24 protein-coding genes, 3 pseudogenes and 1 riboswitch are annotated in these 19,588 nt (G+C 38.8%); of the genes and pseudogenes, 22 read left to right on the top strand and 5 right to left on the bottom strand.

Going from position 1 to position 19,588, the window contains the following annotated elements; genetic code table 11:
- Window positions 1–16 precede the first annotated feature (16 nt).
- The 9 genes from HOO54_RS15805 (at window position 17) to HOO54_RS15765 (ending at window position 9,638) form a co-directional block, all read left to right on the top strand.
- Entirely contained in the window at window positions 17–421 is a 405-nt protein-coding gene (locus HOO54_RS15805; protein WP_172296911.1) for a DUF350 domain-containing protein, read from the top strand.
- A gap of 205 nt (window positions 422–626) precedes the next feature.
- Window positions 627–2,306: an AMP-binding protein gene (locus HOO54_RS15800; RefSeq protein WP_172296909.1), complete on the top strand. Its 1,680-nt coding sequence runs from the start codon at window positions 627–629 to the stop codon at window positions 2,304–2,306.
- A 147-nt stretch (window positions 2,307–2,453) separates the two neighbouring features.
- Window positions 2,454–3,053 (top strand): fatty acid metabolism transcriptional regulator FadR, encoded by a 600-nt coding sequence (locus tag HOO54_RS15795; protein ID WP_172299627.1) that lies wholly within the window; start codon window positions 2,454–2,456, stop codon window positions 3,051–3,053.
- Window positions 3,054–3,827: an enoyl-CoA hydratase gene (locus tag HOO54_RS15790; RefSeq protein WP_172296907.1), complete on the top strand. Its 774-nt coding sequence runs from the start codon at window positions 3,054–3,056 to the stop codon at window positions 3,825–3,827.
- 24 nt (window positions 3,828–3,851) lie between these two features.
- Window positions 3,852–4,625 (top strand): electron transfer flavoprotein subunit beta/FixA family protein, encoded by a 774-nt coding sequence (locus HOO54_RS15785; RefSeq protein ID WP_172296905.1) that lies wholly within the window; start codon window positions 3,852–3,854, stop codon window positions 4,623–4,625.
- Between the two features lie 47 nt (window positions 4,626–4,672).
- On the top strand, window positions 4,673–5,650 hold the full coding sequence (locus HOO54_RS15780; RefSeq protein ID WP_172296903.1) for an electron transfer flavoprotein subunit alpha/FixB family protein: 978 nt from the start codon (window positions 4,673–4,675) through the stop codon (window positions 5,648–5,650).
- A gap of 161 nt (window positions 5,651–5,811) precedes the next feature.
- A complete protein-coding gene (gene trxA / locus HOO54_RS15775; RefSeq protein WP_172296901.1) occupies window positions 5,812–6,126 on the top strand; it encodes a thioredoxin in 315 nt (104 codons plus the stop codon).
- Window positions 6,127–6,256: 130 nt separating this feature from the next.
- Window positions 6,257–8,029, top strand: a complete 1,773-nt coding sequence (gene uvrC / locus HOO54_RS15770) for an excinuclease ABC subunit UvrC (RefSeq protein ID WP_172296899.1) — start codon at window positions 6,257–6,259, stop codon at window positions 8,027–8,029.
- Window positions 8,030–8,094: 65 nt separating this feature from the next.
- Window positions 8,095–8,276: riboswitch (Lysine riboswitch) on the top strand.
- 129 nt (window positions 8,277–8,405) lie between these two features.
- Window positions 8,406–9,638, top strand: a complete 1,233-nt coding sequence (locus HOO54_RS15765) for an aspartate kinase (RefSeq protein WP_172296897.1) — start codon at window positions 8,406–8,408, stop codon at window positions 9,636–9,638.
- Between the two features lie 319 nt (window positions 9,639–9,957).
- Here the strand turns inward: HOO54_RS15765 and HOO54_RS15760 are convergent, their stop codons facing one another.
- A complete protein-coding gene (locus tag HOO54_RS15760; protein ID WP_172296895.1) occupies window positions 9,958–10,401 on the bottom strand; it encodes a YslB family protein in 444 nt (147 codons plus the stop codon).
- 296 nt (window positions 10,402–10,697) lie between these two features.
- On the opposite strand from HOO54_RS15760, the gene HOO54_RS15755 reads away from it, so the two are divergent.
- The 6 genes from HOO54_RS15755 to HOO54_RS15730 all read left to right on the top strand — a co-directional run bounded on the left by HOO54_RS15755 (window position 10,698) and on the right by HOO54_RS15730 (window position 15,461).
- Window positions 10,698–11,306: a succinate dehydrogenase cytochrome b558 subunit gene (locus HOO54_RS15755; RefSeq protein WP_172296893.1), complete on the top strand. Its 609-nt coding sequence runs from the start codon at window positions 10,698–10,700 to the stop codon at window positions 11,304–11,306.
- Between the two features lie 33 nt (window positions 11,307–11,339).
- Window positions 11,340–13,103 (top strand): succinate dehydrogenase flavoprotein subunit, encoded by a 1,764-nt coding sequence (gene sdhA, locus HOO54_RS15750; protein ID WP_172296891.1) that lies wholly within the window; start codon window positions 11,340–11,342, stop codon window positions 13,101–13,103.
- Window positions 13,100–13,864 (top strand): succinate dehydrogenase iron-sulfur subunit, encoded by a 765-nt coding sequence (sdhB, locus tag HOO54_RS15745; protein WP_172296889.1) that lies wholly within the window; start codon window positions 13,100–13,102, stop codon window positions 13,862–13,864. The genes sdhA and sdhB overlap by 4 nt, the downstream gene beginning before the upstream one ends.
- A gap of 60 nt (window positions 13,865–13,924) precedes the next feature.
- On the top strand, window positions 13,925–14,380 hold the full coding sequence (locus tag HOO54_RS15740) for an acyl-CoA thioesterase (RefSeq protein ID WP_172296887.1): 456 nt from the start codon (window positions 13,925–13,927) through the stop codon (window positions 14,378–14,380).
- Window positions 14,381–14,404: 24 nt separating this feature from the next.
- Window positions 14,405–15,100, top strand: coding sequence for an SDR family NAD(P)-dependent oxidoreductase (locus tag HOO54_RS15735; protein WP_172296885.1), 696 nt, complete (start codon window positions 14,405–14,407; stop codon window positions 15,098–15,100).
- A 154-nt stretch (window positions 15,101–15,254) separates the two neighbouring features.
- Window positions 15,255–15,461: a helix-turn-helix domain-containing protein gene (locus tag HOO54_RS15730; protein WP_172296883.1), complete on the top strand. Its 207-nt coding sequence runs from the start codon at window positions 15,255–15,257 to the stop codon at window positions 15,459–15,461.
- On the opposite strand, the pseudogene HOO54_RS15725 reads toward HOO54_RS15730, so the two are convergent.
- The 4 genes and pseudogenes from HOO54_RS15725 to HOO54_RS24785 all read right to left on the bottom strand — a co-directional run.
- Window positions 15,454–15,917 (bottom strand): annotated as a pseudogene (locus tag HOO54_RS15725) (ImmA/IrrE family metallo-endopeptidase). The gene HOO54_RS15730 and the pseudogene HOO54_RS15725 overlap by 8 nt on opposite strands.
- Before the next feature lie 97 nt (window positions 15,918–16,014).
- Entirely contained in the window at window positions 16,015–16,365 is a 351-nt protein-coding gene (locus HOO54_RS15720; protein ID WP_172296881.1) for a YjgN family protein, read from the bottom strand.
- A 353-nt stretch (window positions 16,366–16,718) separates the two neighbouring features.
- Entirely contained in the window at window positions 16,719–16,898 is a 180-nt protein-coding gene (locus HOO54_RS24790; RefSeq protein WP_301539290.1) for a hypothetical protein, read from the bottom strand.
- Window positions 16,899–16,958 (bottom strand): annotated as a pseudogene (locus tag HOO54_RS24785) (transcriptional regulator); the annotation flags it as partial.
- Window positions 16,959–17,449: 491 nt separating this feature from the next.
- Between HOO54_RS24785 and HOO54_RS15710 the strand changes: the two are divergent.
- The 7 genes and pseudogenes from HOO54_RS15710 to HOO54_RS15680 all read left to right on the top strand — a co-directional run bounded on the left by HOO54_RS15710 (window position 17,450) and on the right by HOO54_RS15680 (window position 19,562).
- Entirely contained in the window at window positions 17,450–17,590 is a 141-nt protein-coding gene (locus tag HOO54_RS15710; protein ID WP_172296879.1) for a hypothetical protein, read from the top strand.
- Between the two features lie 54 nt (window positions 17,591–17,644).
- Window positions 17,645–17,902: a YqaH family protein gene (locus HOO54_RS15705; protein WP_172299625.1), complete on the top strand. Its 258-nt coding sequence runs from the start codon at window positions 17,645–17,647 to the stop codon at window positions 17,900–17,902.
- A 127-nt stretch (window positions 17,903–18,029) separates the two neighbouring features.
- Window positions 18,030–18,230: a YqaI family protein gene (locus HOO54_RS15700; protein ID WP_216664915.1), complete on the top strand. Its 201-nt coding sequence runs from the start codon at window positions 18,030–18,032 to the stop codon at window positions 18,228–18,230.
- 85 nt (window positions 18,231–18,315) lie between these two features.
- The gene (locus HOO54_RS15695; protein WP_172296877.1) at window positions 18,316–18,507 is read left to right on the top strand and encodes a hypothetical protein; all 192 of its coding nucleotides are present in this window, start codon (window positions 18,316–18,318) and stop codon (window positions 18,505–18,507) included.
- Window positions 18,504–18,780 (top strand): annotated as a pseudogene (locus HOO54_RS15690) (hypothetical protein); the annotation flags it as partial. The gene HOO54_RS15695 and the pseudogene HOO54_RS15690, both read left to right, overlap by 4 nt.
- Window positions 18,781–19,012: 232 nt before the next feature.
- On the top strand, window positions 19,013–19,246 hold the full coding sequence (locus HOO54_RS15685) for a hypothetical protein (protein ID WP_253907695.1): 234 nt from the start codon (window positions 19,013–19,015) through the stop codon (window positions 19,244–19,246).
- Between the two features lie 13 nt (window positions 19,247–19,259).
- Window positions 19,260–19,562: a hypothetical protein gene (locus HOO54_RS15680; RefSeq protein ID WP_172296875.1), complete on the top strand. Its 303-nt coding sequence runs from the start codon at window positions 19,260–19,262 to the stop codon at window positions 19,560–19,562.
- The last annotated feature ends 26 nt before the right edge of the window (window positions 19,563–19,588 follow it).

Genomic DNA, 19,588 nt, shown 5'->3' with positions numbered 1-19,588 from the left:
GGGAGTTAAAATCGGTATGAAAGAGTTTTGGGAAAACGATCTGGTTGAAATTGCTGCCTATTACAGTGTATCCATTCTCTGCCTCGTTATATTTTTGACGATTTTTGAGCTTGTGACCTCATATAAAAACTGGGAAGAGATACAAAAAGGAAACTTTGCGGTGGCATTGGCAACAGGAGGAAAAATTTTAGGGATCGCCAACATATTACAAAAATCGATCAGTCAGCATAATTCCTTGCTGCAAATGATTGGCTGGGGAATATTTGGCTTCACTTTGCTGTTGATCGGCTATTTTATTTTTGAATTCTTGACACCGCGATTCAAAATTGACAAGGAAATTGAAAATGACAACCGCGCTGTCGGCTTCATTTCTTTTGTCATCTCTGTCGGCTTGTCATTTGTCGTGGCCGCAGGTATTTAAGGGGAGTAAAGATGGAGAAATTAGCAAAAGTCTTATTGTGCATCGCAGGGGTATTTATTATGATTGGTATTATTTATATAATATTTTTTGCCTGAAAAAAGGTGCCTGAAATTTAAGTTTTCAGGCGCCTTTTTTAAAAAATCATTACTTTCTGAATTTGATTTGGTATACTTTAATTAACAGTCATTTGATAAGGAGGGGTTTTATGTCAGTTGAAAAACCGTGGTTGCTTCACTATCCCGAACAAATTCCTCATGAACTACATTTTGAAGATCAAACACTCCATTCCGTCCTACAGCAATCCGCACAACAATTTTCTGAAAAGACAGCCATTCATTTTCTCGGAAAAAAAAGCACCTATCAACAAGTTTACGAGGAAGCTTTAAAAATCGCCGATTATCTCTTGTCTCTTGGTCTTAAGAAAGGTGATAGAGTATCCATTATGTTGCCGAACTGTCCCCAGGCTGTCATTGCATATTATGGCGTGCTTTTCGCTGGAGGCATCGTTGTTCAAACAAATCCTCTTTATAAGGAAAGAGAGCTTGAACATTTGATAAAAGACAGCGAAGCGGATATTTTGATTACGCTTGATAACCTCTACCCGGTTACATCAAAAATGAAAGCGTTGACAAATTTGAAACATATTATCCTCACCAGTATGAAAGATTTTCTGCCATTTCCAAAAAATATGTTTTATCCATTTGTTCAAAAAAAACAGGAGCAGTTTTCAATTGAAATCACTGAAAATGAATCGACACACTTCTTTCGAACGATAATGAAACGTCCTATTCCAAATGGTCCTCCAAATATTGAGGTTGACCCTTTTCATGATATTGCAGTATTGCAGTATACTGGGGGGACAACGGGAACGCCGAAAGCTGTTATGCTTTCACACTGTAACATTTTAGCCAATATTAAACAATGTGTCACATGGTCATACAAATTGGAAACAGGAAAAGAAAAAGTGCTCGGACTAGTTCCATTTTTTCATGTGTATGGGATGATGGCAATCATCAATTTGACGATTAACCAAGGGTACGAAATGATTCTCCTGCCTAGATTTGATGCGCAAACAGTGTTGAAGACGATTGATAAAGAAAAACCAACCATTTTTCCCGGTGTTCCTACTATCTATATCGCTTTATTGAATCATCCCGATATTAAGCAGTATGATTTATCATCCATTAAAAGCTGTTTGTGCGGTTCTGCCCCGCTTCCAGTTGAAGTGAAACAACAGTTTGAAAAAGTTACAGGAGGAAAGCTTGTTGAAGGATTTGGATTATCTGAGGCATCACCAGTCACCCATTCCAACTTGATTTGGGATTTGAACAAGCCGGGAAGTATTGGCTGTCCATGGCCTGGTACAGAAGCGGCAATCTATTCTGAAGAAACCGGTGGTTTTCTAGAACCGTATGAACGTGGAGAAATTGTTGTGAAAGGTCCTCAAGTGATGAAAGGTTATTGGAATAATCCTGAGGAGACGGCAGCTGTACTTAAGGATGGCTGGCTGTTTACCGGTGATATCGGTTACATGGATAAAGATGGTTTTTTCTATATTGTCGATCGAAAGAAAGACATGATCATCGCAGGTGGATATAATATTTATCCGCGTGAAATTGAAGAAGTATTATATGAACATGAAGCTATTCAGGAGACTGTTGTCATTGGAGTACCTGATGAATACAGGGGAGAAACCGTGAAAGCGTTTGTTGTTTTAAAAGATCATGTTACAATAACTGAGAAGGAATTAGATGAATATGCTCGATCACGCTTAGCACCCTACAAAGTCCCGAAAATATATGAAATCAGAGATGAACTGCCAAAAACAGCAGTCGGTAAGATATTAAGAAGAGCGCTAGTAGATGAAGAAAAGGCGAAGGCATAAAATGAAGCCTGCTGTATACAAAACGGCAGGCTTTTAAAAGATCAATGAAGGGAAAAATTCTTTTCATCCTTGACAAAATCGGTAAATTTATTTACGATTGAGTCATGAATGAGTGTTCATTCATTAGATGGAAAGGAACGAAGCCAATTGAAACAAAAGAGACCGAAGTATATGCAGATTATTGACGCAGCTGTAATTGTGATTGCAGAAAAAGGCTATCACCAGGCTCAAGTTTCGAAAATTGCTAAGCAGGCTGGGGTGGCTGACGGTACCATTTATCTTTATTTTAAAAATAAAGAAGATATTCTTATTTCTTTATTTAAAGAGAAGATGGGTCAGTTTATCGAACAAATGAATGAAGAAATGAAAGTGAAAAATTCAGCAACAGAGAAGCTCTCTTTGTTTATCAAAAAGCATTTTCAACTGCTGAGTGGAGACCGGCATTTGGCGATTGTGACCCAATTAGAACTTCGACAGTCCAATTTGGATCTGCGTTTAAAAATCAATGAAATTCTGAAGAGTTACTTAATGATTTTAGAGGATATCATCACCGAAGGAAAAGAAACTGGAGAATTTAGACGTACACTTGATGTTCGTTTAGCAAAACAGATGATTTTCGGAACTATTGATGAAACGGTGACAACTTGGGTGATGAATGATCAAAAATACGATCTGCCACAACTGGCAGACAGTATCCATGAACTGTTAATTCATGGTTTCAGCAGTGGTGAAAAAGGGGGAATCTAGATGAAGACATTATCGCTGTCAACAGAAGACCATATTGCGGTGATCACCATTCAGCATCCGCCTGCAAATGCGCTGTCTACAAAGGTGCTGACAGATCTTTCTGTCTGTCTCGATCAGCTTAAAGAGGATCGAAACGTGAGAAGCATCGTCATTCATGGGGAGGGCAGATTTTTCTCAGCAGGTGCTGATATTAAAGAATTTACTTCATTAATGGAACAAGCTGATACAAATCTCGCCAATAAAGGCCATCAAGTTTTTGAAGAAATTGAATCCTTTCCAAAACCGATAATTGCAGCTATTCATGGAGCTGCTCTTGGGGGCGGACTTGAGCTTGCAATGGCTTGCCATATAAGAATAGCAGAGGAAAACGCAAAGCTTGGCCTTCCAGAATTGAACCTCGGAATTATTCCTGGTTATGGGGGAACACAGCGTCTCCCGAAATATGTTGGAACCGCAAAAGCGCTCGAAATGATCGGAACATCTGAACCGATCTCTGGAAAAGAAGCATTTTCATATGGACTGGTGACCATTTTAACGAAAAATGAAGCTGAAGTTCTTGTAAAGGGCAAAGAACTCGCAGCTAAATTCGCGGAAAAAAGTCCACAGACACTAGCATATGTGATCGAATTGCTTCATACAGGGAAAGAACATTCTTATGAAGAAGGTCTAAAGCTCGAAGGAAAGCGTTTTAGTGAATTATTTCGATCTAAAGATGCACAGGAAGGGATCCAAGCTTTCTTAGAGAAACGGAAACCGCATTTTAAGGGAGAATAACAAGAAAACATGGGGGATGAAAAGATGAACATTTATGTCTTAATGAAACGCACGTTTGACACAGAGGAAAAAATTCAGATCGATCAAGGGCAAATCAACGAAGATGGTGCGGAATTTATCATCAATCCTTATGATGAATACGCAATTGAAGAGGCACTTCAACTAAAAGAGGAACATGGTGGTGAGATTACAGTCGTCACTGTTGGTGAAGAAGAATCTGAAAAAGAGCTTAGAACAGCGTTAGCAATGGGGTGTGATAAAGCTGTTCTGATCAATGTTGAGGATGATGTAGAGGAATCTGATCAATATTCGGTTTCATCGATTCTCTATCACTATTTAAAAGACCGTGAATTTGACATCATTCTTGGTGGGAATGTGGCTATTGACGGTGGTTCGGGACAAGTTGCACCGCGTTTGGCTGAATTGCTTGGGATACCTTGTATTACAACGATTACAAAGCTGACCGTAAATGGGAATGAAGTTGAAGCAGAACGTGATGCAGAGGGAGATCTTGAAATCATCGAAACGTCCCTGCCCCTAATTGTCACTGCTCAGCAGGGATTAAATGAACCTCGTTATCCTTCACTACCGGGGATTATGAAGGCGAAGAAAAAACCTCTTGAAGAACTGGAATTGGATGATCTTGATCTAGATGAAGATGATGTTGCTCCAAAAACGAAGACAATTGAAAGATTTTTGCCGCCCGAAAAAGAAGCAGGTAAAATTCTTGAAGGTGATCCAGAACAACAGGCAACAGACCTTGTGTCATTACTGAGAAGCGAAGCAAAGGTTATTTAAAATTAACGGGATATGAACGGTTATTTAAAAAACAGGGGGAAATAGACATGAGCAAAAAAGTGATTGTGTTGGGAGAATGCCGTGACGGCTCATTAAGAAATGTTACCTTTGAAGCATTAGCTACTGGAAAAAAGATTGCAGAAGGCGGAGAGGTCATCGGGGTTTTAATTGGTGAATCTGTTTCAGATTTTACAAATGAAATGATTCATTATGGTGCCGATAAAGTTTTACTTGCGGAAGATCCAGCTTTAAAAACTTATACGGCAGATGGTTTTTCTCAAGCATTTCTGGCTGTGTTGGAACAAGAAAAACCAGATGCAGTGGTTTTTGGACATACAGCAATGGGTAAAGACTTATCTCCAAAACTTGCAGCCCGTATGGATGCTGGGCTAGTCTCAGATGCGATTGATGTAAGCATGACTGGTGGAAATATTATTTTTACTAGACCTATTTACTCAGGTAAAGCATTTGAAAAAATAGTTTCGACAGATCAGCCGATTTTGGCAACAATTAGACCGAATAACATTGAACCGCTTGAAAAAGATGAAAGTCGAACAGGAACGGTTGATAGCATTTCCGTAAACTTGAAAGACATTAGAACTGTGATTAAAGAAGTGGTTAAAAAGACATCCGAAGGTGTCGACCTGTCTGAGGCGAAAATTATTGTTGCCGGTGGACGTGGCGTCAAAAGTGCAGACGGCTTTAAACCATTACAAGAGCTGGCAGAGGTGCTTGGAGGCGCAGTAGGTGCTTCACGTGGTGCGTGTGACGCAGATTATTGCGACTATTCATTGCAGATTGGTCAAACTGGAAAGGTTGTGACGCCTGATCTATATATCGCTTGCGGTATTTCAGGAGCGATTCAGCATCTGGCAGGGATGTCTAACAGTAAAATTATTGTAGCCATTAATAAAGACCCTGAAGCAGATATTTTCAACATTGCAGATTACGGCATTGTCGGAGATTTATTTGAAATCGTCCCGCTTTTGACAGAAGAGTTTAAAAAGCTGAGTGTTAACACTTAAAAAAGCCCGGCCAGCTGGTCGGTTTTTTTTATCAGCTTGAAAATGATAGGTGTAAAACGTTACAAATGGGGAAACGTATATTCAAGAAGCAATATGTTAGCGTGAAATAAAGGGAGATGCTATACTAAAAAGCATAATTTCACAATTGGAGGAATGAAAGAATGGCTATCGTAAAAGCAACAGATCAAACATTTTCAAGTGAAACAAATGAAGGTGTCGTTCTTGTAGATTTTTGGGCACCTTGGTGTGGACCTTGCAAAATGATTGCCCCTGTACTTGAAGAACTGGATCAGGAAATGGGAGATAAATTAAAAATTGTAAAAATTGATGTTGATGAAAACCAGGAAACAGCAGGTAAATACGGTGTGATGAGTATTCCGACTTTACTTGTACTAAAAGACGGTGAAGTAGCTGAAACATCTGTCGGATTTAAGCCAAAAGAAGTTTTGGAAGAACTGGTTAACAAACATTTATAATATAAGGGAGTAAGGGCGATTCCGTTGGGATCGCTTTTTTTTTATACGATATAAAACCCCAGTTGTGGAGAACGTATGATTTGTCATGGTAAACTATAAGCAAGTAAAATCGAAACAAGGATGGGTTTTGATGAATAAAATAATTAAAGAAAAACTTGCGATTCTTCCTGATCAGCCGGGCTGTTACTTGATGAAAGATAGGCAGCAGACCGTGATCTATGTTGGGAAAGCGAAAATCTTGAAAAATAGAGTTCGCTCCTATTTTAGCGGGTCTCATGATGCGAAGACACAGCGGCTCGTCAGTGAAATAGAAGATTTTGAATATATTGTCACCTCATCGAATATCGAAGCACTGATCCTCGAAATGAATTTAATAAAAAAATATGATCCTAAATACAATGTGATGCTAAAGGATGATAAAAGCTATCCTTTCATCAAAATCACCAATGAACGGCATCCAAAACTCATTGTGACGCGAAATGTTAAAAAAGATAAAGGGCGCTACTTTGGTCCATATCCTAATGTACAGGCTGCAAGGGAAGCGAAAAAGCTCCTTGATCGTCTCTATCCGCTCAGAAAATGTGCAAAGCTGCCAGACCGTGTCTGTTTGTATTATCACCTAGGGCAGTGCCTGGCTCCATGTGTGTATGATGTCTCAGAAGATACGAACAGACAATTGACTGAGGAAATTAGCCGCTTTTTGAAAGGCGGTTACAGTGCAGTCAAAAAAGAACTCGAAACAAAGATGATGGAGGCATCTGAACAGCTTCAGTTTGAAAGAGCAAAAGAATACCGCGATCAGATCGCTCATATTGAGGCAATAATGGAAAAGCAAAAGATGACAATGAATGATTTAGTAGACCGCGATGTCTTTGCATATTCATATGATAAAGGGTGGATGTGTGTTCAAGTCTTTTTTGTCAGACAGGGTAAATTGATTGAAAGAGATGTCAGTATGTTTCCTTTATACAGAGAGGCAGAAGAAGAGTTTCTAACATTTATCGGGCAGTTCTATTCAAAAAATAACCATTTTATCCCGAAAGAAATTTTGGTGCCTGACAGCGTTGATAAAGAAATGATTGAAGCACTTTTGGAAGCAAATGTCCGTCAACCAAAAAGAGGAGCGAAAAAAGATTTGCTTCTACTAGCCCATAAAAATGCAAAACTTGCTTTGAAAGAAAAATTTTCGCTTATCGAACGAGATGAAGAACGGACAATCGGCGCAATCGAAAAACTGGGCAAAGCGCTTAACATTTACACACCATACAGAATTGAAGCATTCGATAATTCAAATATTCAAGGAACTGATCCCGTGTCAGCGATGATTGTTTTTCTTGATGGTAAGCCGCATAAAAAAGAATATCGAAAATATAAAATTAAAACGGTTGAAGGACCTGATGATTACGGTTCAATGCGTGAAGTCGTTAGAAGGAGATATACACGGGTTTTAAAAGAAAATTTGCCACTCCCAGACTTGATTTTAATTGATGGGGGAAAAGGGCAAGTTTCAGCCGCCATTGATGTTCTTGAAAACGAACTCAGCCTTCATGTACCTGTAGCAGGGTTGGTCAAGGATGATAAACACCGAACAGCAAATCTTGTCATTGGTGATCCACTTGAGATCGTACAGCTTGAACGAAATAGTCAGGAGTTTTATTTACTTCAGCGCATTCAAGATGAAGTGCACCGATTTGCAATCAGCTTTCACAGACAGCTGCGGGGCAAAAGTGCCTTTCAATCTGTGTTAGATGGCATTCCCGGTGTTGGTGAACAACGGAAAAAGTTACTGTTAAAACACTTCGGATCTGTAAAAAAAATGAAGGAAGCAAGTGTTGAAGATATACAAAAAGCGGGAATTCCGCAGACGACAGCACAACTGATTATGGAAGCTTTAAAAAAATAGTATTGAATTTTTAAAAGGGATCTGGTAAAATTTTTAATAATTTCATAATGAAGATCGTGTAATATGGTGAAGATAGAGGTGCGAACTTCAAGAGTAGGCTTTCTGAGAAAGGTGGATTTCGAGGAAGAAGGTTGAAAGGGGAGCGTCGCCGAAGCGATTAAACATCCATCTGTTTTATTTGCTGGCTTTTCATTGAATAAATGAAAGGCTGTCAAGAAAGTCTCTTTCTTGGAGGGCTATCTCGTTGTTTATAACATCGGCATTTTTGTTGATTAAAGCAATGGGGGACTTCTCTCATTGTTTTTTTGTTTGCAAAAACTGTAAAAGTACTCTCCATACAAATATGCACGAACGAAATTAAAAAGGGTGGTATGAGATGGGGCTTATCGTTCAAAAATTTGGTGGAACTTCAGTAGGATCGGTGAAAAAAATTTTAAATGTGTCTAACCGTGTCATTGAAGAAAAACAAAGAGGCAATGATGTTGTTGTCGTTGTTTCAGCTATGGGAAAATCAACAGATTCACTCGTCGCACTTGCTAGAGAAATGGCTGAGCAGCCAAGCCAGCGAGAAATGGACATGCTTTTGACAACCGGAGAACAAGTAACCATTTCTTTATTGACATTGGCATTGCAAGAAAAAGGGCATCATGCTGTTTCATTTACAGGGTGGCAAGCCGGTATTCAAACAGAATGCATTTATGGAAATGCGAGAATTACCCATATTGAAACAACGAAGCTGAAAAAACATTTAAAAGAGGGGAAAATCATTGTTGTCGCAGGATTTCAAGGGATCACTGACGAAGGGGAAATCACAACGCTTGGCAGAGGCGGGTCTGATACTACAGCTGTTGCCCTAGCTGCTGCCCTAAAAGCGAACAAATGCGATATTTATACAGATGTGCCAGGAGTTTTTACAACAGATCCACGTTATGTGAACACAGCTAGAAAGCTTGACGGGATTTCCTACGATGAAATGCTTGAACTTGCTAATCTTGGAGCGGGTGTCCTACATCCAAGAGCTGTTGAATTTGCAAAGAACTATGAGGTCACCCTGGAAGTTCGGTCAAGTACAGAATTAACAGCAGGCACATTAATTGAGGAGGAATCGCCAATGGAGCAGAACTTAGTCGTAAGAGGAATTGCGTTTGAAGATCAAATGACACGTGTCACGGTATGCGGACTTCCGAGTGGATTAACGACATTGTCTACTATTTTTACAACGCTTGCTAACGAAAATATCAATGTGGATATTATTATTCAATCTGTCACAAACACAAGTGAAACATCAATCTCATTTTCCGTCAAAACAGAATGCTGCTCAAGAACAGTTAAAGTCCTTGAAAAATACAAAGATGTATTGAATTATAAGCAGATTGAAACTGAAAACAGTCTTGCAAAAGTATCGATCGTTGGCTCCGGCATGATTTCTAACCCAGGTGTAGCTGCGAAGATGTTTGCGGTTCTTGCAGACAACAATATTCAGGTTAAAATGGTAAGCACCTCAGAGATTAAAGTATCAACTGTCATTCATGAGAACGATATGGTAAAAGCTGTTGAAGCTTTGCATGATGCATTTGAGTTATCAAAAATAACTGTAGAAAGTAAGTAATTGTAAAGGGAGCCGACCTTAACTTGATTTTCCCAAGCTAAGGTCGCTTATTTTTTTCTGGACTCACACTCATTTTATGAAATGTAAACAGCAATTTCTAAGAGAGAGTAAAAAAATGTTGAAAGGAATAGAGGTATATAAATGTAGTAGTTTTTATAGTGTGTTTCCTAGTAGCGACCTTACTAACGAATAAATTTATATGAAGTGAGCGATCTGCACAAATTGTGACGGCGAGCTAAGTCGCTTCGTCAGAACTGAAAAACGAAGCAATCATCAGCGAAACAGATAAAGAGGCTGGAGAAGCCTCTTTATCATTACCTTAGCTTGGATCTTGTAAATCCCATTTCACCATTAAAACAACTTTTTCCGCTCTTTTTTTCACTTGTTCATATGATTCTGTGATGTGTTCATTCATTAGCTGAATTTGTTCAGCGATAAATCCAGCTTCGAGCTGAAAGCAAGGTTCTTTTTGAAATTTAAGTCGGTTTGAGACTAACGGGCCTTCAAGTTCAAATTCCAACTCCTGTTTTTTTGAATAGACCATTGTGAGAGTGCCCCAGCCTGCATCATGGAAAAACGCAGGGATATCATTCCATGATTCGAGTGGGAATTTTCGGGCTAGATGTTTACCCGCCCAATACATCATATCGGAATGGTCTTGTCCCAGCATGTCAGGTAGCACGATTTCTCTGATTAGTTCGTAAGCATATGCGGAGACTTCCAGTTCTTTTAATGTTTCTAAGTTTTCTTCATATTTCTTCATATCTTATGACTCCCCCTCTTTCCTTCGTTTATTATAGCTTAAATGGGGTAAAAGATTACAGAAAAGATGAACTTTTGAAAAGAAAAATTTGATATATTTGTTTTCTAATAAAATAAAATTTTCAAAAATATCTTTAAGTTTTAGAAAATTACAATTTATGAACGCGTTTTCTTGACGCGTTTTTCTCATAGGAGTAAAATGAAATTGTCATAAAAACTTAACAAAGTGCTATTGAAGACAAATGGGGATAGGAGGCCTTTCAATACGGATGCACTTATCAACTAGGGGGTAAAGCAATGGCCGGGAACAGAGAGTTTGCGTATCGGAGACTACATTCTTTGCTTGGGGTCATACCGGTTGGCATTTTTTTGATTCAACATTTAGTTGTCAACCATTTTGCGGCAAGGGGAGAGGAAGCATTTAATCGTGCTGCTCATTTTATGGAAAGCCTGCCTTTCAGGTATGCTTTAGAAATATTTGTTATTTTTCTTCCGCTTGTCTATCATGCTGTCTATGGCATCTATATAGCATTTACAGCAAAAGTAAACACGAATAAGTTTGGTTACATGAGAAACTGGATGTTCGTTCTACAGCGGTTTACAGGAATTATAACTTTAATATTTGTCAGCTGGCATGTCTGGGAAACACGGATTGCTGCCCAAATGGGGGCAGAAGTAAATTTTGACATGATGGCTCATATTTTAAGCTCCCCAATTATGCTCGGCTTTTACATTGTAGGTGTCCTTTCAACAATCTTCCACTTCTCAAACGGTTTATGGTCGTTTGCTGTCACTTGGGGAATTACCGTTTCTCCGCGATCACAGCGAATATCCACGTTTGTGACAATGGGAGTCTTTGTTGTGTTGTCCTATGTAGGACTAAGAGCGATTTTGGCATTTGTGTAAAAGAACTAGATTACTAGAGGGAGTGGGCTTGGCATGAGTAATTCAAGCATCATCGTTGTCGGCGGAGGACTTGCAGGTCTGATGGCGACTATTAAAGCAGCGGAAAAAGGAACAAGTGTAAAACTATTTTCCATTGTTCCAGTAAAACGCTCACATTCAGTATGTGCGCAAGGTGGAATCAATGGTGCGGTTAATACAAAAGGGGAAGGCGACTCTCCTTGGGAGCATTTTGATGATACGGTTTATGGAGGCGACTTTTTGGCTAATCAGCCGCCAGTGAAGGCGATGTGTGAGGCAGCTCCATCGATTATTCACTTGCTTGACCGCATGGGAGTGATGTTTAATAGAACACCTGAAGGTCTCCTCGATTTTCGACGATTTGGAGGAACTCAGCATCATCGGACGGCATTTGCTGGAGCAACGACAGGACAGCAGCTTCTTTATGCACTTGATGAACAGGTCCGCCGCTTTGAAGTTGAGGGACTTGTGACAAAATATGAAGGCTGGGAATTCCTTGGTGCTGTGCTTGATGATGACAGAACATGTCGCGGCATCGTCGCACAAAATTTAACAACAATGGAGATTGACTCTTTCCGTTCGGATGCTGTTATTATGGCAACTGGCGGACCGGGGATTATCTTTGGAAAATCAACAAATTCAATGATCAATACAGGATCTGCAGCTTCAATCGTTTATCAGCAAGGTGCATATTACGCAAACGGCGAATTCATTCAAATTCACCCGACAGCCATTCCAGGGGATGACAAATTGAGACTGATGAGTGAATCAGCCCGTGGAGAAGGTGGACGTGTCTGGACTTATAAAGACGGAAAACCTTGGTATTTTCTTGAAGAAAAATATCCAGCCTATGGAAATCTCGTGCCACGTGATATTGCGACCCGTGAAATTTTTGATGTTTGTGTTAGACAAAAACTAGGAATTAATGGCGAGAACATGGTATACCTCGACCTTTCCCATAAAGATCCGAAAGAGCTTGATATTAAACTGGGTGGTATTATTGAAATCTATGAAAAATTTATGGGAGACGATCCACGTAAGCTGCCAATGAAAATCTTTCCGGCTGTCCATTACTCTATGGGTGGCTTGTGGGTCGATTATGACCAAATGACAAATATCCCGGGACTATTTGCCGCAGGAGAATGTGATTATTCCATGCACGGTGGAAATCGATTGGGGGCAAACTCTCTCTTATCTGCAATTTATGGCGGGATGGTAGCAGGACCAAACGCTGTCAAATATGTTCGGGGATTAGAAACATCTGCTGAAGATTTTTCTTCTTCACTTTATGATCATTATATTAAACAAGAAGAGGAAAAATGGGCAGACATTATGAAGATGGACGGCGATGAAAATGCCTATGTACTTCATAAAGAGCTTGGCGAATGGATGACTGATAATGTGACGGTTGTTCGCCATAATGACAAACTATTAGAAACAGATGATAAAATTCAAGAAATAATAGAACGTTACGAAAATATCAATATTAATGATACCGCCAAATGGAGTAACCAAGGTGCTGTGTTTACACGTCAGCTTCGCAATATGTTGCAACTAGCAAGGGTAGTCACGATTGGTGCATACAATCGAAATGAAAGCCGCGGTGCCCATTATAAACCAGATTTTCCTGAACGTAGTGATGAGGAATGGTTAAAAACAACAATGGCTCAACATAAAGGGGAGTTTGAAGCACCGAATTTTCATTATGAAGATGTTGATGTTTCATTAATCGCACCACGTAAACGGGATTATTCGAAGAAGAAGGTGGCGAAATCATGAGTGAAAAAAAGACCATTAAATTTATTATCACTCGTCAGGAAACTGCAGACTCCACTCCTTATCAGGAAGAGTTTGAAATTGATTATCGGCCGAATATGAACGTCATTTCTGCACTAATGGAAATTAGAAGAAAGCCTGTAAATGCAGAAGGGGAAAAAACTACACCAATAGCTTGGGACATGAACTGTCTGGAAGAAGTATGCGGCGCTTGTTCAATGGTCATTAACGGAAAACCAAGGCAGTCTTGTACAGCATTAATTGACAAACTTGAACAGCCGATACGTCTAGAGCCGATGAAAACTTTCCCGGTTGTCCGCGATCTTCAAGTAGACAGGAGCCAGATGTTTGATTCGTTAAAAAAAGTTAAAGCATGGGTTCCAATTGATGGCACATATGATTTAGGACCTGGACCAAGAATGCCTGAAAAAAAACGGCAATGGGCTTATGAACTATCAAAATGTATGACTTGCGGGGTTTGTCTTGAAGCATGTCCAAATGTTAATGATAAATCAAACTTTATTGGACCTGCCCCACTTTCACAAGTTCGTTTGTTCAATACCCATCCGACAGGGGCGATGAATAAGTCGGAGCGGTTGGAGGCTATTATGGGAGACGGCGGTTTGGCCAATTGCGGAAACTCACAAAATTGTGTTCAGGCATGTCCGAAAGGAATTCCTCTCACAACATCAATCGCAGCATTAAACAGAGATACGACCGTTCAAGCATTTAAAAACTTCTTTGGAAGCGACCACACAGAGTAAAGAACGCACCTCTTCTGTTTTGAAGAGGTGTTTTCATTTATAAAAAGGGGATGGAAAACATTGAAACTACCAGGTTATATTGGAGAGCCATTTGAAGAATGGTGTGAATCATTTCGCTTTTTTGATGAAGTAAATGTTCGTTTTTCGGAAACAGATATGTTTGGACATATGAACAATGTGACGCCATTTATCTATTTTGAGGAAGCAAGAATTGCTTATCTTAAACAATTAGGGATCGAAATGGATGGGAGACACACCGGTGCAATCGTGGTGGTTGCCAGCCAGCAATGTGATTATCTCAGACAAATCATGCTCCATGAGACATTAAAAATTGGTGTTAAAACAGCATCAGTTGGTACAACTTCAGTCATGCTTCATTACTTAGCTAAAAACGAAGAGGGAATCCCTTGTTTTACAGGTCATACTGTCATTGTAAAAATCGCAAAAGAAAAAGGAACCCCTGCAAACTGGACAAAAGAAGAAAAACAAAGGTTATCCAGTTTAGACATTTCCTGAGAAATAATTTAAGGGAGGATAAGAATGAAAACAGCGGTGGTGGTAGGCGCCAGTTCCGGTATTGGTAAAGCTCTCGCTCGAAACCTGTCAGCAAAGGGAGTTCAATTAGGGCTTGTGGCAAGACGAGAAGAGTTGTTAATAAAATTGCAACAAGAACTGCCCAATTCTTCATCTATAAAGAAACTAGATGTGGCTGACAGTGAACAAGTCAATAAACAACTAACAGATTTGATGAATAAACTAGGAAAAGTGGATGCAGTCTTTATTTGTTCTGGTGTCGGATATTTAGAACACGAATTGAATTGGGAAAAAGAAAAAGAAACGATTGATGTAAATGTGACAGGATTTGTAGCATGTTCAAACCTGTTTTTGAATCACTTTATTCAAAATGAACATGGTCATCTCATTGGCATATCATCGATTGCCGCACTAAGAGGAAACGGCCACGCCGCCACCTATAACGCTTCAAAAGCTTTTGTCTCAAATTATTTACAAGGTCTGAGACAAAAAGTGAAAAGATTCAAAGGAAATATCGCAATTACTGAAATCCAGCCTGGTTTTGTCGATACAGCAATGGCAAAAGGAGATAAGCTGTTTTGGTCCGCTTCTCCTGAGAAGGCGGCAGAGCAAATCATTAGAGCTGTTCATAAAAAGAAAGCACATGTATATGTCACGAAAAGATGGCGGCTAATCGCTTGGATTTTAAAATGCCTTCCTTAAGTTAAGGCTAAAAGAGAAAAATAGGTGTCTGCGTTTCTGCTTTTCTCCTTCAGAAGCGTCACCGACCTTATGGATATTTCATATGATATCACGACTATATCGAAACCCATTCGTTTCAGATCAGCTCTCACCTTAGCAAGGAGGGTTACAATACTTGAAGGAGAAAGAGTTTCAATCAAAGCCGCTGCTAACAAAGAGAGAAAGAGAAGTGTTCGAATTGCTCGTTCAAGACAAAACAACAAAGGAAATCGCAAGCGAGCTCTTTATAAGTGAAAAAACTGTTCGTAATCACATTTCCAATGCTATGCATGACTGTAGCAAACCGGATCAGAGCCTTTATAGGCTCTTTTTTGTTAGATGATGAGGCGAACTTTGTTGAAGTACATATCTAAACGGATTTTGGCAAATGGTTCAGATACTTTAAATGTCTTGGCAATAACATGAGCAGTGTTATATAGATTATGGGGAAATTTCATTTTTCGGAGCATGAAAGTGGGAATACAAAAGTGATATGAAAAATAATTTGCTTGGTATTCAAGATAGTCTGTCCTGTTTTTTCATCACCTTCATGTCTGAAGGGATGGCACAATTCATGAGAAAAATCATCCCATTGTTCATGATTATTTTTTCGGTCGTCTAATGAAATCGTATACATTTCATTGTATTTAAAAGAAAAGCTAGGAGCAGACTTGAGTACAACTTTAATATTCAACGCCTCAGCAATACGATCTAAGCTGATTTGATCGGGTTGAGTGATGTTCATTTTTTTGTACAGGTTTTCAATCCAATCTTCTAAGTGACTATTAGTATACAGCAAGGCGGATTCCTCCTAATCTCTATTGTTAAATTTTGTAATATAATTAGGAACTTAAGTTCTGTTTTGGGGCTTAAAGAAAACCCTCATAAGAGGGGCACTAATTTACAAAAGTAGTATGTTTGGTTTTCCATTTTTCAAGAGAAATAAAAATCCAAAAACTATATATACCTAAAGTAATAATGCATAAAAACCACCATTTTATCCATAATCCAAATAGACCTATGGCTGACCCATTAAATTTCAATCTTCTACCTTCGATTACAGTATGGTTTATTTTCCATCCAAAAATCATAGTTAATGCCCAAGGATAACAGATTCCTAGAGTGAATATTGTTACTAAAGTACCTAATATAACCCACCCAATGTATTGAAGTAATCCACCATCAAAATATGATTTTCCTGTAGCAGTATTTAAATTCACATTCACAGCAACGTTTGATTCTGACATCAAAATTTTCCTCCAGTTCATTTTGTTATTGCGTCTTTTATCATAGGTCAAATTACACTTTTTTTCAATAAAAAATCCAATAAATTTAATATTTCACCAGTTTTTTAAACACAAAATCCCCCGAAATTTTTTGAGGGCATTTACAAATGGTTCCAAACCTCACTTTTTCCGAAAGAGAATCCAGATGAAGACAAAGGCTGAAACCATTGATATTAAAGGATTTATCGACTTGTAAAATTTAACTTTCCAAAAGAGGATTCTGATCCAATCCGGATGAGAATCCAAATCTTATTAGTAAACAGAATTTAAACAGAATAAACAAAGATATATATAGGACATTGCAATACCTTTGCTTAATCAGATTTTTTTTTGCGGCCTTCCTTCAATTGTTCGACGAAGATTTCAAGAGCAGCATCAACAATTTCATCAGTGACTTTACCATCATGGGCAGCAATAAATAATTTTGGCTTTGCTTCTTCGGTGAAGACTTTATCTTTCTCTTGTTTATCTACTCCTCGAATTAAATAATCCAAGGATACTTCATAAAAGTCAGCGATTTTTATAAGGGTTTCGTAATCAGGTTCATTGTCCCCTGTTTCATATCTCGGCTAAGTAGCTCGATTCAAACCAAGTTTTTTTGACAATGCTTCTTGGGAGAGCCGTGGACTTTGTTTATTCCTAAATATTCTTATTCTTTCTCCTAAAGTCATATAAATAGCTCCTTACAAATTTAACTCTATTTTAAGTGACAAAGAATCACAAAAAATAATTGTGTTGAATCATCACAAAGGAGACGCTTTGATCTGTGGATACAAACAGTTGACTTAAAGAATATCTTATACGTAAAGATGACAATCATGCTGAAGTTGCTATTAAATCTGAAATGGAAATATCTCACTATACGAAAATTGAAAATGGACAAAAGCCAAGTGTTAACGTGGCCCAAAGACTGAGGAAGACTTGGAGTTTAATGAATCCATTTTTTTATAGAAAAATGTGATGTAACATCACAAAAACAAACACATTATAATCATCAGGTCAGTCCAACTGTCCAACGTGAATACATTGAAGTGAGGTGATCTTAATGGCAAAAGAAAAAAAGAAAAAGAAAACAAACCTCAAAGTTGGAAAAGAAGTATACGGCACGATGGATCGAGAGGAGTGTTTCCGAAAAGCATTTGAGCCTTACTTCACGACAGATAAAGAATTAAAACTCAAAGTTTAAATCATTTTTTTGCTTCCCCTTTTTTTATGGGACAAGCCCTCAGGAGGTTTTAGCCTGAATACAGGCGACTTTTTTAAAGATGATGTTCCACGGGTGAAACGGAAAATAGAATCAGCTGAGGATTTGTCAACCATGCTTTTAGAAGCATTAAGAGATAGTGATTATGAAGAGGCGATAAGTTTAGCCGGAACTATCAAAGTGTTAACTGAGGACATCAGCCGTCTAGCAAACAAAGGGAAGTTGTATCAAACAGCTATGAAAATGCAACAAAGAGGCGTCAATCTAGCAGTCATACGGAGGTATGTCAATTGATGGTTCACTTTGTTCATAAACCAGTCAAGGTGTTAGAAGTTCGCTTGGTGTGCAAGAATACGAAACTATCCAGAACTACATATTTTATGGGATGAAAGAGCAGCCAAATACAGAAAGGAGAATAATAATGATTGAAAATCCAATGGTTTTAAACAACTGGCATGACAGACTCACAGAACCAGAAACAAAAAAAGATTTTTTTGAAGATGAAGTGATGCCAACGGATGATTATGTCATTGATTGTGGAGAAGAGATTTTAATAGAGAACTTGGAAAGAGGTTTGAATTTTTTGCGGGGCAATAAAAAAAAGAGCCCACTCACAGGATAAGTGGGCGATGGCGAAAAAAAAAAAGAAAAATAAAGATGAAAATAGTTTATCAAACGACTCTTAAAAAATCAAGGGGGTTTTGAATATGGCAAAAGCAATCACTGCACCATTTAGCGAAAGACCTGGTGATCAAGACCGGCTGACACAGGTTGGAGGTTCTATCTTTATCGATAAGCGTGGAAAGGTTCTATTTCGCTTCCCTTCGATGGATGCTTATCGAGAATGGCAAAAGCTAGGCACAGAAGCCTATAAAAGAAAGGTGGGGGCAGCAAAATGAACGGATTATCTAAGGTTGATTATTCAGACTATGTTCCGGAAAGCAAGCAGACCACAAGCGTTACTACAGAAGCAATAGTAAGCCGTCGGGCACAGGAAGTACAAGCGGCTATGTATGGCTATGGCAAAAAAGTTTCCTCGTGATGTTTATGCAGCTTTTGAACGCATTAAGAAAGCCTGTGAAAGAAGACTGTTAGCAGAAAATGCAGTTTATGAATATCCGCGTGGGGGTTCAAAAGTATCTGGTCCTTCTATCCGACTGGCTGAGGCGATATAGAGGTAGCCGCTCTGAACTTTCTTATCGAACAGGCTGAAAAGGAGCTGACGGTGACGGGAGCGCCGGGAATTTACGCGCTTTACAAGAATGGGTAACAGTCATGCAAAAAATCAAATTCATATGCTGAAGAGCAAAACGTTATTATATCGAGGAAAAGGATATAGACGACATTTTGAAATTGCTTGAAGGGATAGTATGAGCGACGGGAGCAGGGAAGGAGAATGATATAATGTGCGATTGTTTCCAGTGCAATATGACGGAAGAGGAATTTGATGCAGATTTCGAAAATTATATCGAACGGGAACGGATGATCGAAAAAGCGTCGTCTGTCCATGTTCCTGGACATGGACCAGATTTTGAAGAAATGACAAATGAACAGATTGAAAGACATATTGATATGATCGAGAACACCTTTAAAATGCTATTTGACGAAGACGAGGGGGATAAAAATAAAAGAACTTAAGGTTATAAAAGCGGTGTTGATTGTTCTTGGCGGTGGCTTCTTCACAGGCTATCTGTGGGTGTATAAACCCGAAATCGGAGAATATTCGCTGATCATAGGCATTACGATGTGCGCTGTGATCATGACAGCCGTTGATAACTGGTTCTTTAAAACAATTTTCTTTCTCCTTTGTGGAAGCTGCCTTGTTCTTTACGTTGATAGATTTATCGATGATTTTAAGCAGTTTATTACGATGTTGATAATTCTAGTTTCTATGGCTTCTGCAATGTTTCTGCATGTTGCAGAGGAAGAGGTTAAGGAAAAAAGGGATATATAAAACAGTATTAGTATGCAATTGTTCGG

The organism is Bacillus sp. WMMC1349, from assembly GCF_013155385.1.
Lineage (GTDB): Bacteria > Bacillota > Bacilli > Bacillales > Bacillaceae > Bacillus.
The sequence above is the reverse complement of the archived record's forward strand: the minus strand, read 5'-3'. Positions and strand labels throughout refer to the sequence as shown.

Excerpts from the sequence above, each read along its gene's own strand:
- HOO54_RS15805 (WP_172296911.1), top strand. The coding sequence starts at position 17 with ATGAAAGAGTTTTGGGAAAACGATCTGGTTGAAATTGCTGCCTATTAC.
- HOO54_RS15800 (WP_172296909.1), top strand. The coding sequence starts at position 627 with ATGTCAGTTGAAAAACCGTGGTTGCTTCACTATCCCGAACAAATTCCT.
- HOO54_RS15790 (WP_172296907.1), top strand. The coding sequence starts at position 3,054 with ATGAAGACATTATCGCTGTCAACAGAAGACCATATTGCGGTGATCACC.
- HOO54_RS15785 (WP_172296905.1), top strand. The coding sequence starts at position 3,852 with ATGAACATTTATGTCTTAATGAAACGCACGTTTGACACAGAGGAAAAA.
- HOO54_RS15780 (WP_172296903.1), top strand. The coding sequence starts at position 4,673 with ATGAGCAAAAAAGTGATTGTGTTGGGAGAATGCCGTGACGGCTCATTA.
- trxA (WP_172296901.1), top strand. The coding sequence starts at position 5,812 with ATGGCTATCGTAAAAGCAACAGATCAAACATTTTCAAGTGAAACAAAT.
- uvrC (WP_172296899.1), top strand. The coding sequence starts at position 6,257 with ATGAATAAAATAATTAAAGAAAAACTTGCGATTCTTCCTGATCAGCCG.
- HOO54_RS15765 (WP_172296897.1), top strand. The coding sequence starts at position 8,406 with ATGGGGCTTATCGTTCAAAAATTTGGTGGAACTTCAGTAGGATCGGTG.
- HOO54_RS15760 (WP_172296895.1), bottom strand. The coding sequence starts at position 10,401 with ATGAAGAAATATGAAGAAAACTTAGAAACATTAAAAGAACTGGAAGTC.
- HOO54_RS15755 (WP_172296893.1), top strand. The coding sequence starts at position 10,698 with ATGGCCGGGAACAGAGAGTTTGCGTATCGGAGACTACATTCTTTGCTT.
- sdhA (WP_172296891.1), top strand. The coding sequence starts at position 11,340 with ATGAGTAATTCAAGCATCATCGTTGTCGGCGGAGGACTTGCAGGTCTG.
- sdhB (WP_172296889.1), top strand. The coding sequence starts at position 13,100 with ATGAGTGAAAAAAAGACCATTAAATTTATTATCACTCGTCAGGAAACT.
- HOO54_RS15735 (WP_172296885.1), top strand. The coding sequence starts at position 14,405 with ATGAAAACAGCGGTGGTGGTAGGCGCCAGTTCCGGTATTGGTAAAGCT.
- HOO54_RS15720 (WP_172296881.1), bottom strand. The coding sequence starts at position 16,365 with ATGTCAGAATCAAACGTTGCTGTGAATGTGAATTTAAATACTGCTACA.
- HOO54_RS15710 (WP_172296879.1), top strand. The coding sequence starts at position 17,450 with ATGGCAAAAGAAAAAAAGAAAAAGAAAACAAACCTCAAAGTTGGAAAA.
- HOO54_RS15700 (WP_216664915.1), top strand. The coding sequence starts at position 18,030 with ATGATTGAAAATCCAATGGTTTTAAACAACTGGCATGACAGACTCACA.
- HOO54_RS15695 (WP_172296877.1), top strand. The coding sequence starts at position 18,316 with ATGGCAAAAGCAATCACTGCACCATTTAGCGAAAGACCTGGTGATCAA.
- HOO54_RS15685 (WP_253907695.1), top strand. The coding sequence starts at position 19,013 with ATGTGCGATTGTTTCCAGTGCAATATGACGGAAGAGGAATTTGATGCA.